At 60.5% G+C, this 16467-nt stretch carries 8 protein-coding genes; 5 read left to right on the top strand and 3 right to left on the bottom strand.

What is annotated here, in order from left to right; all coding sequences use genetic code 11:
* Nucleotides 1–321: 321 nt before the first annotated feature.
* Nucleotides 322–2115, bottom strand: coding sequence for an ATP-binding protein (locus tag EXY20_RS25655; protein WP_135554976.1), 1794 nt, complete (start codon nt 2113–2115; stop codon nt 322–324).
* A gap of 184 nt (nt 2116–2299) precedes the next feature.
* Entirely contained in the window at nt 2300–3418 is a 1119-nt protein-coding gene (locus EXY20_RS25650) for an MGDG synthase family glycosyltransferase (RefSeq protein WP_135554987.1), read from the bottom strand.
* A gap of 374 nt (nt 3419–3792) precedes the next feature.
* Here EXY20_RS25650 and gltB point away from each other — a divergent pair, with 374 nt between their 5' ends.
* Nucleotides 3793–8406, top strand: a complete 4614-nt coding sequence (gltB, locus tag EXY20_RS25645; RefSeq protein WP_407944938.1) for a glutamate synthase large subunit — start codon at nt 3793–3795, stop codon at nt 8404–8406.
* Nucleotides 8407–8424: 18 nt separating this feature from the next.
* The gene (locus EXY20_RS25640; RefSeq protein ID WP_135554975.1) at nt 8425–9909 is read left to right on the top strand and encodes a glutamate synthase subunit beta; all 1485 of its coding nucleotides are present in this window, start codon (nt 8425–8427) and stop codon (nt 9907–9909) included.
* A 512-nt stretch (nt 9910–10421) separates the two neighbouring features.
* Here EXY20_RS25640 and EXY20_RS39190 read toward each other — a convergent pair.
* A complete protein-coding gene (locus EXY20_RS39190; protein WP_167859528.1) occupies nt 10422–10592 on the bottom strand; it encodes a hypothetical protein in 171 nt (56 codons plus the stop codon).
* A 168-nt stretch (nt 10593–10760) separates the two neighbouring features.
* Between EXY20_RS39190 and EXY20_RS25635 the strand changes: the two genes are divergently transcribed.
* The 3 genes from EXY20_RS25635 (at nt 10761) to EXY20_RS25630 (ending at nt 16399) form a co-directional block, all read left to right on the top strand.
* Nucleotides 10761–11201, top strand: coding sequence for a hypothetical protein (locus EXY20_RS25635; RefSeq protein ID WP_135554974.1), 441 nt, complete (start codon nt 10761–10763; stop codon nt 11199–11201).
* Between the two features lie 492 nt (nt 11202–11693).
* Nucleotides 11694–13433 (top strand): polysaccharide deacetylase family protein, encoded by a 1740-nt coding sequence (locus EXY20_RS39185; RefSeq protein WP_167859527.1) that lies wholly within the window; start codon nt 11694–11696, stop codon nt 13431–13433.
* The gene (locus tag EXY20_RS25630; protein ID WP_167859526.1) at nt 13418–16399 is read left to right on the top strand and encodes a heparinase II/III domain-containing protein; all 2982 of its coding nucleotides are present in this window, start codon (nt 13418–13420) and stop codon (nt 16397–16399) included. Before EXY20_RS39185 ends, EXY20_RS25630 begins: the two co-directional genes overlap by 16 nt.
* Nucleotides 16400–16467 lie beyond the last annotated feature (68 nt).

Below are 16467 nucleotides of genomic sequence, written 5' to 3'. Positions count from 1 at the left end.
TGATTACAATCGCACTCGCATCCATTCGTCAATTGGTTACCTCACCCCGCATTTATGCGAAAAAAGGTACTACGAGCAACAGCAGATCGCTTAAATTGTGTGTCTACTTTCTTGACAAAGGTACATTTCGGCGAACGTCGGACGAAATAAGGCTGATTTCAGCCTTACAGCAGATCAGGATAACTACCGTCGCTTAACCTGACAATATGCCCCGGCCTTCCCCATCGCCCCCCGCCACCCCCGCCCTCAGTGCTTCAACAAAAAACGACCGCAATCGCGGCCGTTTTCCTCACATGAAGCGTTATGTATGCCAACCTGCGCTCAGCTCGTCGTTTCGTGGGCGATCGGCAGCAGCACTTCCGCGGTCGTCCCTTGGCCCAGCCTGCTTTCGAAGTGCAATCGCCCCTGATGCGCTTCCATGATTTTGTAGCAGATCATGAGGCCAAGCCCGGTGCCGTTCACCTTGGTCGTCATGAACGGCTCTCCGAGCCGGTTCAATTGCTCCTGCGGAATGCCCTGGCCTTGATCGGCGACGGTAACGGCGATGTAATCCTCGCTCCGACGCGTTACTTTCACATTCAAGCTGCCGCCTTGCGGCATGGCTTCGATGCCGTTTTTAATCAGATTGACGAACACCTGCTTCAGCTGATTTTCGTCGCAATTGACCGGAGCCAGGTCGGGCTCGATGTCGACCGTCATTTCGACGCTGCCGAGCAGCGCCTGCGGTTCGAGCAGCTTCACGATATCGGGAACAAGCTCGCTCATGTCGTGCGGCTGGAAGTTTCTTGGCTGCGGCTTGGCGAGAATCAGAAACTCGTTGACGATTTCTTCGATGCGCACGAATTCGGTGTCCATGATGCGGAAGTAGTCGGCGTAGCTCGGATCGTGGCCGAATCGTTTGCGGAAGAGTTGGAGGAAACCTTTGAGCGACGTCAGCGGGTTGCGGATTTCGTGCGCAAGTCCCGCCGCCAGCTGCCCGACGATGGAAAGCTTCTCGGATTTTTGCAGCAAATCCTGCTGCTCCCGCATTTCGGTGATGTCGGTGCCGATGGCGTATATTTTTTTGTGCTCGGTGAGCGCAGAGGAACTCCAGCGGATCAGCCGGTATTCGCCGCCGGCGGTCAGGTGCCGAAGCTCGAGGTTGACGATTGGCACGCCCTTGCCAAGCAGCAGGGCGGCGGTTTGTCCCGCTTGCACATCGTCAGGATGAACGATTGCAGCAAATTTGCGTTGTGAAAGCTCCTCCAGCGAAAAGCCGAATTTGTTCGTCCAGGCGGGATTAAGCGCGACGACCTTGCCGTCAAAATCGTATACGGCCAGCAAATCGAGCGTCATCGTAAAAAAGCGGTTGTGCTCTTCCTGCGTCGTCCGCTGTTCGGTTACGTCGCGAATCATCAATTGAAGCGCGCGGTTGCGGCTGCCTTCCGAGACGAATCCGCTGAGCTCGGCGATGCGCGGCGTGCCGTCGAAACGGATGATGCTGGTTTCGAAGCCGAGCAGCGGCTCCTTGTCGCCCCGCAGCGCCCGCAAACGGTGTCGCAGCTCCGGATGCTGCATCGGCAGAATGAAGTCGAATAACGAACGGCCGACGATCTGATCGGTTGTTGTTGCCGCGAGCAAACTCGCGCAGGCTGGATTGGCAAAAGAGATGATGTCGTCTTCGACGATGAGCACCGAGTCGGGGAACTGCTCGACCAGCTTCTTGTAGCTGCGTTCGCTGGCGTCGCCTCCGGGTGCGGAACGTTCCGCCAGAGGCGAGGGATGGAACAAAACAAGCAGGCACACGCGGCCGTCGTTTCCTTCCAGCGGTTCGACGGCGATTTCATAGGGTTGCTGGCGGTCTGCGGCCGTGTGGAAGCGTTGCCGAATCGGCTGACGGCGCGTTTGGGCTGCCTGAAGCGATTCCAGAACAAGATCGGCTTGGCCTTTTGGGAACAGTTCGCGGGGACTTCGGCCGATTGCAGTTGACGCGTTCGAGCCGATCATGGCGGCGAACGAGCGATTGGCCCACATGCATAAGAGCGTGGCCGCGGTATCCGGTTGGAATAGCGCGGCCGGAGTCGAAGCGTCATCCAGCAGAGCGGATAGTCCTGTCAAACGAGCTGCGTCCGTCAACGGTTTCACCTACCTTATGCTTATACTTAATATATCGGGCGCACACGCTTCTTTTCTAATATGTCCTTAAAAAATAGAAGCGAGAGGCGCATTTAATAGTAAGCAAAGCAGGAGCGGTTCCATCCTGGTTGTATGTTGTGTTGCGCGGAGGAGTTGCGGCGCTTCATGCCGGATATCCGGCCGCTCAAGGCAGCATGGAGAGAATCTCCGCAATGCCTTGCTGCGGATCGTACCCGCGCGGGCGCCGATTCGTCCGGGACAAATAGCTGATTTCGCCGGTTGCCGGATAATCGTCGACAAGCCCTTGCAGCCTGCCGTTCAACGCCGCAATCGAATCGATCCGTTCGCCGAAGCCGTTCTCGACGAAATAGTGACAGTTCTCTTCCTCCTGCCCGGGAATCGGGTCGTAGAACAGCATCGGGATGCCTTTGGCGATGCCTTCCGTGCACGTCATGCCGCCAGGCTTCGTGAACAGCATGTCGGCCGCGTCCATCAGCTTGTCCACATCCTTCGTAAAGCCGAACAGATGAATGTTGGGGTGGCGGTACCGCTCGTCTTCGGCGAGCTTCTGCCGCGCCTTCTCATTGCTGCCGAGGCAAATCAGCAGTTGCACCTGATCGCGCCAGTTCGTCAGCTCGTCCATGACGGGGCCTTCGCTTAACAGCCCCCAGCCGCCGCCCATCACGAGAAGTGTCGGCATGTCGCGCAAGCCGAAGTGATCGCGCACTTCCTTGCGGTTCTGCTGCACCCAAAATTTCGGATGAACGGGAATGCCGGTAACGGAAATTTGCCCGGCCGGCACGCCGCCTTCGACCATCTTCGATTTGACGTGCGGCGCCGGGACCAAATATTTATCCACCTGCGCGTCGATCCACGTTCCGTGCGCCGCATAATCGGTAATGACGCCGATCAGCGGGATCGCAAGTCCGGCCCGTTTAAGCCGGGAGACGACCGCGCTGGGAAACGGATGCGTGCAAACGATAAGGTCCGGCCGCAATTGACGAATAATATCGAGCGTCCGGGCGTAAAAAATACGATGAAGCGCCATCGAGGTCAGCCGGTTTAGTGTTTTTTCCTCTTGTTGGCGGTACAACATGCCGTATAGTCTGGGCCTCGAGGTTACCGTTTTGCGGTACGCCTTGAAGATCAGCGGCGCCAGCGTCGGATGCTGGAATGCGCCCAGCTCGAGGATGCGCGTTCTGACGCCGTCCGCTTGCCGCAGGCCCTCCGCCAGCGCGCCCGCCGCCTGCGTATGTCCGGAGCCGAAGCCTTCGGAGAACAGCAGGATCCGTTTCTTTTTCAAAGCGTTCACCTTTCTTTGCCGCGTTCTAAGGCTTGTCCTACCGCTTCCGATTCCTGCGCGAAAATCGCGTCAATCAAGCGCCGCGCAAGTCTTCTGACTCATGATAGCACGTTTCGAAAAGGGAGAAAAGCGAACCCCGGAAAGTTGTTGATATATGAATATGTCGGTGTTAGAATATAAAGATATTTATGACGTGAGTCAGGTTTGTTCACATTGCAGTGCACACCTTAGCTTACATCGCAGCAAACAACAGAAGGTGATGGCGTCAAAGTGCGGCAGACGCGCGGGTCAATTACGTTCCCGGCTGCGCCTATCCGCAAAATTTAACCGCTTACAAAATTGAATATTCACACCACGCGGCGGGAGATAACTTTATGGGAGAAAGGTTGGCAGGAATGATTCCTAAGGGTCTACCACAAAAGCAGGGTCTGTATGACCCCCAGTTCGAGCACGACGCATGCGGCATCGGTTTTGTTGCGAATATCAAGGGAAAGCCTTCCCACGAAATCGTACGCCAGGCGCTTACCGTGCTGTGCAATCTCGATCATCGGGGCGGGCAGGGCTGCGAGACTAATACCGGGGACGGCGCCGGTATATTGATGCAAATTCCGCACACCTTCCTGCAATCGGCTTGCGCCAAGCAGTCGATTGTGTTGCCGGATGCGGGCGACTACGGCCTCGGGATGCTTTATTTGCCCCAGGAGGCGTCTGTTCGCCGCGAGTGTGAGCTGATGCTCGAGACGATCGTTCGCGAAGAAGGGCAGACGGTGCTCGGGTGGCGGACGGTGCCGACGAACAACGAGACGCTGGGCGATTCGGCCCGATCTGCCGAACCGTTCGTGCGCCAGCTGTTCATCGGACGCGGCGCGAATACGGCGGCGGAGCTCGGTTTCGAGCGCAAGCTGTACGTCATCCGCAAGCGCGCGGAAGCGGCTGCCCGCGGCATGGAAGCGGCGGCTCCGTTCTATTTCTCCAGCCTGTCGAGCCGTACGATCGTATACAAAGGCATGCTGACGCCGGACCAGGTCGACGCCTACTACGTCGAGCTGCAGGACCCGTCGCTTGAGACGGCGCTGGCGCTCGTGCACTCCCGGTTCAGCACGAACACGTTCCCGAGCTGGGAACGCGCCCACCCGTACCGCTACCTCATTCACAACGGCGAAATCAACACGCTGCGCGGCAACGTCAACTGGATGCACGCCCGCCAGGCAATGTGCGAATCCGACTTGTTCGGGGACGATCTGGCCAAAATTTTGCCGATTATCGATAACGACGGAAGCGACTCGCAAATGTTTGACAACTGCCTCGAGTTTCTGATGCTCGCGGGACGTTCTCTGCCGCATGCGGCAATGATGATGATCCCGGAGCCGTGGTCGAAGCACGAGAGCATGAGCGACGAGAAGAAAGCGTTTTACGAATACCACAGCTGCCTGATGGAGCCGTGGGACGGGCCGGCGGCGATTTCGTTCACCGATGGCAAGCTGATCGGGGCCGTGCTCGACCGCAACGGCTTGCGGCCGGCGCGCTACTACGTGACGAACGACGATCTGATCGTGCTCGCCTCCGAAGTCGGCGTGCTGAACATCGCGCCGGAGCGCATCATCCGCAAGGAGCGCCTGCAGCCGGGACGCATGCTGCTTGTCGACACGACGGAAGGCCGCATCGTGGCCGACGAGGAGATCAAGGATCGCATCGTCAAGGAGCAGCCGTACCGCCAGTGGCTCGACGAGCATCTGGTCAGCCTGGAGGAGCTGCCGGAAGCGCCGGAAGTGCCCGAAGCGGACCACGAGACCGTGCTGCAGCGCCAGATGGCATTCGGCTATTCGTTTGAGGTCATGCGCAAGTTTCTTGAGCCGATGGCAAAACTCGGCGTCGACCCGATCGGTTCGATGGGCAACGATGCGCCGCTCGCCGTGCTGTCGGACCGCCCGCAGCTTTTATACCATTATTTCAAACAATTGTTCGCGCAAGTGACCAACCCGCCGATAGACTCCAACTTCGAAGAAATCATCACCGCACAAGGCACCACCCTTGGCCCGGAGCGCAACCTGATTCGCCCTGAGCCGCAAAGCTGCCGGCAAATCCGGATCAAATCCCCTTTCATCACGAACGAAGAGCTTGCCAAGCTGCGCCATGTGCAGCGCGAAGGCTTCAAGTCGGCGACGCTGCCGATTGTGTTCCCCGCGGCTGCAGGCGTAGCCGGGCTGGAACAGGCGATGGAGCAGCTGTACGCATCTGCGGACCGTCTCGTCGCCGAAGGCGTGAACCTGCTCATTCTTTCCGACCGCGGCATCGACGAGCAACACGCGGCCATTCCGGCGCTGCTCGCCGTATCCGGCTTGCACCATCACCTGATCCGCGTGGGCACGCGGACGCGCACGAGCCTGATTCTCGAGTCCGGCGAGCCGCGCGAGGTGCACCATTTTGCGCTGCTGCTCGGCTTTGGCGCCGGAGCGATCAATCCTTATCTGGCGCTGGAATCGCTCGACGATCTGATCCGCCAGAACGTGCTCAAGAACATCACGCACGACAAAGCGGTTTACAATTATATGAAGGCAGTCACGAAAGGCGTCGTCAAAGTGCTGGCGAAGATGGGCATTTCGACGATTCAAAGCTATCGCGGGGCGCAAATTTTCGAAGCGGTCGGCTTGAACAAGGCCGTCATCGACAAGTATTTTACGTGGACGGCGTCGCGCATCGAAGGCATCGGCCTCGATGTGATCGCGCAGGAAGCGCTCATTCGCCACAATCGTGCGTACTCGCAGCAGGCGGGACGCGATCGTGTGCTCGACGCGGGCGGCGACCTGCAATGGCGCAAGGACGGCGAGGAGCACTTGTACACGCCGGAGACGATCCACGCGCTGCAGACGGCGGTGCGGACGAACAACTACGCCATGTACAAGACGTTCACCAAATTCATTCTCCGTGACTCGGAAAAACAGTTCAATTTGCGCGGGCTGCTCAGCTTCAAGGAAGGGCGCACGCCGGTGCCGCTTGAAGAAGTCGAGTCGGTCGAATCGCTGTTCAAGCGGTTCAAGACGGGCGCGATGTCGTACGGCTCGATCAGCAAGGAGGCGCACGAGACGCTGGCGATCGCGATGAACCGCATCGGCGGCAAAAGCAACACCGGCGAAGGCGGCGAAAGCCCCGACCGGTTCACGCCGGACGCGAACGGCGATTTGCGCCGCAGCGCGATCAAGCAGGTGGCGTCGGGACGGTTCGGCGTCACGAGCAATTATTTGGTCAACGCGGACGAAATTCAGATCAAAATGGCGCAAGGCGCCAAGCCGGGCGAAGGCGGCCAGCTGCCGGGGGGCAAGGTGTACCCGTGGATCGCCGAAGTGCGCGGCTCGACGCCGGGGGTTGGCCTCATTTCGCCGCCGCCGCATCATGACATTTATTCGATCGAAGATTTGGCCGAGCTGATTCACGACCTGAAGAACGCCAACCCGCGAGCGCGGATCAGCGTCAAGCTCGTCTCCGAAATCGGCGTCGGCACGATTGCGGCCGGCGTAGCCAAAGGCAAAGCCGACGTCGTGCTGATCAGCGGCTACGAGGGCGGTACCGGCGCTTCGCCGCAAACGTCGATCCGCCATGCCGGCCTGCCATGGGAGCTGGGCCTGGCCGAAACGCACCAGACGCTTGTGCTGAACAACCTGCGCAGCCGCATCGCCGTTGAAACCGACGGCAAGCTGCTGACCGGCCGCGACGTTGTGATCGCCGCTCTGCTCGGCGCCGAAGAATTCGGTTTCGCCACAACGCCGCTGATCGCGATCGGTTGCATCATGATGCGCGTGTGCCATCTGGACACGTGCCCGGTCGGCGTCGCCACGCAAAATCCGGACCTGCGCAAACGGTTCGCCGGCGATCCGCAGCATGCGGTGAATCTGATGCATTTTATCGCGCAGGATGTGCGCGAATGGATGGCGCAGCTTGGCTTCCGCACGGTCGAAGAGATGGTCGGGCGCACCGACGTGCTCGAGCCGAAGCGGGCGATCGCGCATTGGAAGACAAAAGGCGTCGACCTGTCGGCGTTGCTGCATCGGCCGGATATGCCGGATACGGTCGGTCGTTTCTGCAGCGAGAAGCAGGATCACAAGCTCGATCAGTCGATCGACGTGAAAGAGCTGCTCGCGATTGCGAAGCCGGCGCTGGATAACAAGGAGCATGTGCACGCCATCCTGCCGATTCGCAACACGAACCGCGTCGTCGGCACGATTCTCGGCAGCGAGCTGACGCGCCGTTACGGGCTGGAAGGGCTGCCGCACGATACGATCCGGCTGCATTTTAACGGTTCGGCCGGCCAAAGCTTCGGCGCTTTCGTGCCGAAAGGCATCACGCTTTCGCTTGAGGGCGACTCCAACGACTACGTCGGCAAAGGGCTGTCCGGAGGCAAAATCGTCGTGTTCCCGCCGGCGCGCATTCCGTTCGTGCCGGAGGACAACGTCATCATCGGCAATGTGGCGTTTTACGGCGCGACGGATGGCGAAGCGTACATCCGCGGGCGCGCGGGCGAACGGTTCTGTGTCCGCAACAGCGGCGTGCGCGCCGTCGTCGAAGGTGTCGGCGACCATGGCTGCGAGTACATGACCGGCGGACGCGTCGTCGTCCTCGGCGCTACCGGGCGCAACTTCGCGGCAGGCATGTCGGGCGGCATCGCTTACGTGTACGACCCGGACAATGCGCTGCGCGGCCGCATCAATGCCGAGATGGTGCTGCTTGAGCAGATCGTCGAGCAATACGAGATGAATGAAGTGCTGGGCATGATCCGCAATCATCATAAATTTACCGGCAGCGAGCTGGCGCACCGCATTCTCGAGAACTGGGAAGAAAGCGTGCTGAATTTGGTCAAAATCATTCCGAAGGACTACAAGCGCATGTTCGAATCGATCGAGCGCGGCAAAAAGTCGGGCCTCAGCAACGAACAGGCGATTATGGTCGCTTTTGAAGAAAATACAAAAGACGTTTCGCGTGCCAGCGGAAACTAGAGAGGAGCGATCCGAACCATGGGCAAACCGACAGGTTTTATTGAGTATAAACGCGAAGTCCCGGCTGAAGACGACCCTCTGGTCCGCATCGGCCATTATAACGAGTTTCACCGGCACATGCCGGAAGAGAAGCTGCAGACGCAAGGCGCGCGCTGCATGGATTGCGGCATTCCGTTCTGCCATACCGGCAAGCTGATCAGCGGCATGGCCGCCGGCTGCCCGATTAATAACCTGATTCCCGAGTGGAACGACCTCGTGTACCGGGGGCACTGGCGGGAAGCGCTCGACCGGCTGCACAAGACGAACAATTTCCCCGAATTTACCGGCCGGGTGTGCCCGGCGCCGTGCGAAGGCTCCTGCACCGTCGGCCTGAACGACAAGGCCGTGACGATCAAGACGATCGAGCGCGCCATCGTCGACAAAGGCTTCGACGAAGGCTGGATCGTGCCGCAGCCGCCTTCGAGCCGCACCGGCAAAAAAGTGGCCGTCGTCGGCTCCGGCCCGTCGGGTCTCGCTTGCGCGGCGCAGCTCAACAAGGCGGGCCATCTGGTTACAGTGTTCGAACGCGCCGACCGTGTCGGCGGCCTGCTCATGTACGGCATCCCGAACATGAAGCTGGACAAAAAGGTGGTGCAGCGCCGCGTCGACCTGATGGCGGCGGAAGGCGTCACGTTCCGCACGAATACGGAAGTGGGCGTAAATTATCCGGCGGAGAATTTGCTCAAAGAGTTCGACGCGGTTGTGTTGTGCGGCGGCGCGACGAATGGCCGAGACTTGAAGATCAAAGGCCGCGAGCTGAAGGGCATTCACCTGGCGATGGAGTTTCTGCGCAAGAACACGAAGAGCTTGCTCGACTCCAACCACGAGGACGGCGAATATATTTCTGCGGCCGGCAAGGACGTTGTCGTCATCGGCGGCGGCGACACGGGCACCGACTGCGTCGGCACGTCGATGCGCCACGGCTGCAGCAACGTGACGCAGTTCGAGATTATGCCGAAGCCGCCGGAGTCGCGCGCGGCGAACAACCCTTGGCCGGAATGGCCGAAGGTGTACAAGATGGACTACGGCCAGGAGGAAGCGGCGGCGAAGTTTGGCGGCGATCCGCGGCAATATTTGATCAACACGAAAAAATTCGTCGGCGACGAAAACGGCCACGTGAAAGAGTTGCACACGGTGCTGATCGAGTGGAAGAAGGACGAAAACGGCCGGTTCGGGCCGGTTGAGGTGCCGGGCAGCGAACGCGTTATTCCGGCGCAGCTGGTGCTGCTCGCGATGGGCTTCCTCGGACCGGAGAACGCGGTGCTCGCGGGGCTCGGCGTCGAGCGTGACGAGCGTTCCAACGCGAAGGCGGAATACGGCAAGTTCGCGACGAACGTGCCGGGCGTTTTCACCGCAGGCGACATGCGCCGGGGGCAGAGCCTCGTCGTATGGGCGATCAACGAAGGCCGCGAAGCGGCGCGCGAGTGCGACAAGTTTTTGATGGGAGCATCCAATTTGCCGTAAGGCAAGTTGTGGCTATGGGGCCGCCCGAACGATCGGGCGGCTTTTTGCGCGTTTGCGCGCGGGCGGGGCGCATGGGCACGGACAAGGCAAAGCAGCCGAGAGGCGAGCGTGTAGAAGCACGGGTGAATGCGCGATTCGGCAGCTTAAGATGCCCCGCACCGTCAGCGCCGTCCCGCGCTCCGCTACCGCCACGTTCATGATTCGTTTCCCCGCCGCTGCTGTAAGACTGAAATCAGCCTTATTTCGTCCGCCACTCGCCGAACCGCAGCTGCAAGGCTGAAATCAGCCTTATTTCGCTCGCCGCTCGCCAAAATGCTGCTGTAAGACTGAAATCGGCCTTATTTCGCTCGCCGCTCGCCGAACCGCAGCTGCAAGGCTGAAATCAGCCTTATTTCACTCGCCGCTCGCCAAAACGCTGCTGCAAGGCTGAAATCGGCCTTATTTCGCTCGCCGCTCGCCGAACCGCCGCTGTAAGGCTGAAATCAGCCTTATTTCGTCTGCCCCGCGCTGCGTTAACGTGCGATAAGCTGAGACTCGCGCTCCTCGTCGAGGCGCATTTCCGTGATGGCGAGCAGAACCAGGAAAGACAAATACTGCTTGCGCTCGGGCACCCGGTTTCGCCAACTGGCCCGTGCAGTCAGCAAGCGTTCCCGGCAATTGTGAAGCCGTTCGATTTCCGTCATCTTCATCCTCTCCTCGTTTAGGATGTCATCCTTTCGGTATATTTCCTATTTACCCCAGAAACGACGGCTTTCAATCGCTTGTTGCCGCACAACGGACAATATTGACGGCGCCGGCCGATTCCGCTACGCTCGTAGTACCTAATACCAGACAGGAAAGGGGAGATGGCCGTGCCCGAACTGCACCTTGCGCCCCATCGCGCCGAAGCGGCATCAGCCGCGGCCATGGAGGCCGCTGTTACCGCGTTCGCCGCGGCGAACGAATGCGAACTGCTGCCCGCGGCCGACGGCTTTGTGCTGTTGCCGGAGGTAATGCAGCGCAAACACGGCGTGTTCGTGTTCCCGCTGGCGGGCGGCGGCGTCAAAGTATGCCGGGAGGAAGACGCGACGACGTGGGAGGACTACCTCATGGTGAAGCTGGCGCATGAATTGGCCGCCGAATGGGGCGGTGAGCTGCGCCTGGACGGCGAAGGCGAACCGTTCGACGTATCGCCGGCAAGCTTCGCCACGTTCGACCACTATGTGGAAACGGTGCTGGCATTCGACGACGACCTCGTCAAGCAGATGAAACGAACCTGGATATACGCGCACCGCAAACGGTTCATCCGCTGACGCCGCCCCTTCGAACGCTGTCAGGTCAAGCAGCCAATGATTGGGCCCGGTTCGGACGAAAAAAGCCGGAAAAGTCGGCTTATATCGTACCTACACTGCCCCTTCCCTCCCACATGTTGTCAGGTTAAGGCAAGTTTCAGCCTTACAGCGGCATTTCGGTGAGCGGCGGATGAAATAAGGCTGATTTCAGCCTTAGAGCGGGTGGCCAGGAGCTGCAGCGCATGAAACATGCGCTAAACGCGCCGTGGCGAGCGGCGGACGAAATAAGGCTGATTTCAGGCTTCCAGCAGATCGGGACAGCCATTACAGCTTAACCTGAACAACATTGCCCCCTCCCACCGCGGCATCGCAGGCCCTGCCAAGACAAGATGGCCTTTTTCATACCCGGCAGCCGCCCCGGCAAAAATCGATCATTATATGATTGTTTCCGTCATAGCGGACACCCTCCCCTGTATCTATAATGGGAGGTAAGCAAGCTGAGGAGGGACACAGGTGGGCGAGTGGAAAATGGCGTCATTGGGCGTGCTGGCCGATCGGGCGGCGCTTGAGAAACGTTGGCGATACGGATTGAATGTATTCGGATTGTATGTCGGAGAACTGTTGACCGACGCGGGCATCCCATGGCGGCTGCTGGACGATATTTCGCTCGTGCAAACGAATGAATTTGATATAGTGATTGTCGTCTGCACGGCGGAAGACGAGAAGTCGGCGCGCCACTTGGCGGCGTATGCCGAGCAGGGCGGCATCGTTATCGGCTGCGGCGGGCTGAACGAAATCGCCCGCCGGCTCGGCGCAATCCCCGGACCGGTCTATGCGTCCGGCTATGCGCATCTGCCTGCCGCGCTCGGAGACAGCCGCCCGCTGCGTTTCGCAGCGGCACAGCCGTGGGCAGCGGCGCCGGCGGCTGCCGAAGCGAGCGGCCGGCTTACGCTGGAAGCGCCGGACGGAGCGCCGCTCGGCGCTGCGTTGCAAACGTTTGCGCTCGGCGCCGGCTTTGTGCACCGCTGGGCGGTCGACATCCCGGCGACGATCGTCGCTTTGCAGCAAGGATACGGGCCGGTGCTCGGCGACGGTATTCCGGCGCCTGACGGCAGCGCCGCGATCGATGACGGTTTATTGAAGGCGGACGATCGTATCGCGCTTAGCTGGGAGTACGACCGCGCCTTCACGGAGACGGGGCAGCCGTATTTTGCCCACCCGTACGCGGATTTGTGGCGCGATGCGCTGATCGGGCATTTGCTGCGGACCGCATCGGCGGCCGGTCTAGTGCTGCCGTTCGTCGATCCGTGGCCGGACGGGATCCGGCAAGTGGCGATGATTTCGCACGATTCGGACCTGAATGCCGACGAAGCCGCGGACGCCACGCTGCAGGCGCTGGGGCGGCACGGTATTCAATCGACCTGGTGCATGCTTGAGCCCGGATACAGCCGGCCGGTATACGAGCGCATCCGGGCGGACGGCCATGAGCTGGCGTTTCATTACAATGCCGTGCACATGGAGGACCGGTATTGGGACGAGGCGGATTTCCGCCGACAGCTCGCCTGGTGTCGCGAGGCTACGGGTGCGGAGCGGATCGTTTCGAACAAAAACCACTACACCCGTTTCGAAGGGTGGGGAGAACTGTTTGCCTGGTGCGAAGCCGCCGGCATTCGGAGCGACCAAACGCGCGGTCCGAGCAAACGGGGCAATGTCGGATTTTTGTTCGGCACGTGCCGGCCTTATGTTCCGATGGCGTGGTGGGAGGAACGGAACCGGATGTACGATGTGCTGGAGATCGGCTTTTTGACGCAGGATCTCGGCATCGGCGCCTGGGCCGACACAAGCGTCATCGTGCCGTTTCTCGAGCAGACGGCGGCGGTTCGCGGCGTGGCCCACTTCTTGTGCCACCAGCATTATTTTCATACGCGCCCGGCAGAGCTGGAGGCAGCGCTCGAAATGATCGTGGAGGAAGCGCGCAAACGGAAGTTCGTGTTCTGGACGGGCGCCCGAATCGACGAATGGGTACGCGCCCGGCGCGCGGCAACCATAACGGGCATCGCGGCGGACAGCGGGCAACCGCTTGTCGAGGGCGGCAATACGCCGGAGGGGCTGGTTGTTTGGATCCCGCTGCCAATGGAGCGAGCCAACGCTTCTGCGACCGACGGCAGCGCTCAGCCGATCGAATACCGTTACAACCGTCCTTGCATCCGATATCGAAGGAACCCGGAGGGAACATTATGCGTTGGGATGTAGCGGTGCGACAGAAAACAAACGTACCCATGCCGGCGAAACCGGCCGCGGCCAAAGCTGTCGGCTTGCCGATCACCTCCAATCTGGCGTCGATGCAGTTCGTTGACGTCTGCCTGGAATGCCCCGACAGGGAGAACAGCTTTCGCACGAGTATCGTGATCGAGTGGAAAGGGGAGCGCACCGTCCACCTGCTGCTGCCCTCCGGCAAGGAGCCGGAGCTGACCGACAGAAAACAATTGTGGGAGCATCGATACGCCGTAGCGGGCGCACCTTCGATCGACAAGCTGACGGCGATCGCGCTGGTCGCCGGATATGCGACGTTTCCCGGCACGGTGCTGGAAATCGGGGAGGCCGAATGGCTGGAGCGCATCCCTCCAATCCGGGTGAACGAGGCGGAGGATTTGCTGGAAACGTTCATGAACCCGCGCTTGTGGGACGTATCCGAATGGAAGTATGTCGGCGACGACCAGCCGAAGCCTGCGGAAGCGGGTCTTAACGTCAGTTGGCTGGACGCCCAGATCTGGTACGTGGAGCAAGCGGACGGCATCCGCCGGCTTGCTTTTGAAAAAACCTACGATCAGGACATCGGCGACTACCAGGCGCTGATCGTGTCCATTGCGGCCGATCGCCGCGCATCCTTCCGCATCTTCGTCCAGGTCGACGGAAGAACGGAGACGCCGTTCGGCGACCGGGCCGGCATCGGCGGCGGCGAAGAAGTCCGCATCCCGCTAAGCGGCAAACGGCTCGAACGAATCCGCGTCGAAGTATCGGGGGTGCCGGAGCGGCACGGAACAAGCGTCGGCGAACGCATCGTCACCGTGCTGCGCTGGATCATGCTGGAGCGCCGGGGCGCGGCGCCTGACGCCTGCGACGAACGGCTGTCGCTTGCCCCGATCGCGCCTGCGCCGCAGCGGCCGGAAGACGCCGACATGTTCCCGCTTGCGCTGCTGTTTGGCGCCGAGGAGCGGGACCGGCTAAGGCGGGATGTTGCCGCAAGCCCGGTTTACCAACGGTTTTATCGCGACTTGCTCACCGAAGCGGAAACCAACTTGCGCTATTCGCCGGAAGAACATGTCGGCGCTTATTTGCCCGTGTTCTGGAACAACCTTGGGATCGATCGGGTGTCGAAACAATGGCAGGACACGGCCAAATGGCACAGCACGCTGACGGTCAACGCCATGGCGTTTGCGCTGGGTGGCGACGAGCGTCACGGCGAGGCCGCCAGGCGGGCGCTGCTTGCGATCGTGCGCTGCGGCCATTGGGCACCCGGATTCGTCAACCGGGTGCCGGCAGGCATCCGCGGCTACCGGGCGCCGTTCATCGAAGCGCACACCGCGATGACGGTTGCCGTTTGTTACGATTTGGTTTACGGGCTGCTGGCCGTGCCGGAGCGCCGGGAAGTGGAAGAGGCGATGTATGACAAAGCGATCCCGTGGATCGATTCGTACTTCCATCAGCACGGAGAAGGGTATTTGCTGCGCAGCAACCAAGGGGCGGTGTATGCGCTCGGCATGATTTACGCCTCGCTTGTCGCGTCGCGCCGTTATCCGCATGCGATCGAATATTTCCATAAAACCGTCGTCTGGCTGGGGCGCATGATGGAAGCGTATTTTGCGGCCGACGGCAGCACGAACGAAGGCATCAGCTATCTGGAATATACGCTGCATCACTTGCTTGAGGCGCTGCATGTGGCTGCGCGCCATCTCGGCGTGCCGGCGGCCTCGCTTGCGACCGGCGGCATTGCGCGTACGCCGGCCTATTTGCTGCAGATGCAGTCGCTTGGCGAACGGACGCTGGACTTTCTTCCGATCGGCGACAAAACGGTCGCCGGCGTGCCCAACATGGGCCCGTCGCTGCTGTTCTTCGCCCGCCACTTTCGCGACGGCGACGCCCGCTGGCTGTGGAACCGTTATTTCAACGACGAGCGGATGCCTTACAGCAGCTTCTTCGCGGCTCATCCGTTCGACGGTCCGTTCCAGTCGACAGGTTGTTACGCGACGTCGCCGCTCACAACGATGCTTTGGTACGAAGACGGGGAGGCGGAGAAGCCGGCACTGGCGCCGCAAACGTTTATGGAAAGCTGCGGGCGCACGTTCATCCGCACCGGCACCGAATACGGTGACAAGCTGCTGTTCTTCGAAGGCGGCGCGCAGACGTTCGAGCATACGCATTACGACAAGGGACAATTCATCATGGAAGCGTACGGCGTACCGTTTGCCGCCGATCCGGGCATGATCGCTTACCTCAATCCGGCGCATCTCGAATACAAAGGCAGTTCGTACCATAACGTGGCGACGATCGGCAAACGCAACCAGTCTTATCGCGACCCCGCTCGCGCCGTTGTCATTCGCCGCCGTTCGGGCGATGCCCGGCACGATTACTTGTCGGCCGATCTGAGCGGGGCGTATCGGGAGATGAAGCGGTATGACCGCAAATTGCTGTTCGTGCGGCCCGACTACTTTCTGGTCATGGACGAAATCGTGGCGCTCGAGGACGGCATCGTGTGGAATTTTCATTCCCGGGCGACGTTCGTCGACCGGAGCGCAGACAGCGGAAATTTGCCGCCGTCGCCTACAGGGCGGCTTGTGCTTGACGCGCCGGAAGCCGGCATGGTGATGGCCTACGGCAGCAACTGCGCGCTGAGTGTTTCCTTCGGCGACTATCGCGACCAGGATATCGTTACCTGCCGCAACGCCCGGCTGCAGCCGCCGCCGACCGCCCGGCAATTCGGCTTTGCCGCCGTTATGGTTCCTTACCCCAAGAACGGCCAAGCCGCGATGCCCGAGGTGCAAACGGAGCGGGCCGGCGACACCGTCATATTCGTCGTAAAAGGCGACTGGGGCGTCGATCGGATCGAGTGCGCATTCGCTTTGGTGTCCGAGGCCGGCGATGCGTCTTTCATCCGCGTCGAACGCAACGGCGGCGATGGCAACGGCAACGGCGAAACAACGTTCGAGCTTCGCGGCTAACAGCCCCAAAATGCGGCCACGCCGGTCTTGCCGACCGGCACAGCGTCAAGCAGCATGAAAGGACGACG

It is taken from the genome of Paenibacillus cymbidii (assembly GCF_004764705.1).
GTDB lineage: Bacteria > Bacillota > Bacilli > Paenibacillales > NBRC-103111 > Paenibacillus_AN > Paenibacillus_AN cymbidii.
This window is presented reverse-complemented; position numbering and strand designations above follow the sequence as displayed.

What these genes read in the sequence shown, in the direction of transcription:
- EXY20_RS39190 (WP_167859528.1), bottom strand. Translation starts at nt 10,592, where the DNA reads ATGACGGAAATCGAACGGCTTCACAATTGCCGGGAACGCTTGCTGACT.
- gltB (WP_407944938.1), top strand. Translation starts at nt 3,793, where the DNA reads ATGGGAGAAAGGTTGGCAGGAATGATTCCTAAGGGTCTACCACAAAAG.
- EXY20_RS25630 (WP_167859526.1), top strand. Translation starts at nt 13,418, where the DNA reads ATGCGTTGGGATGTAGCGGTGCGACAGAAAACAAACGTACCCATGCCG.
- EXY20_RS25640 (WP_135554975.1), top strand. Translation starts at nt 8,425, where the DNA reads ATGGGCAAACCGACAGGTTTTATTGAGTATAAACGCGAAGTCCCGGCT.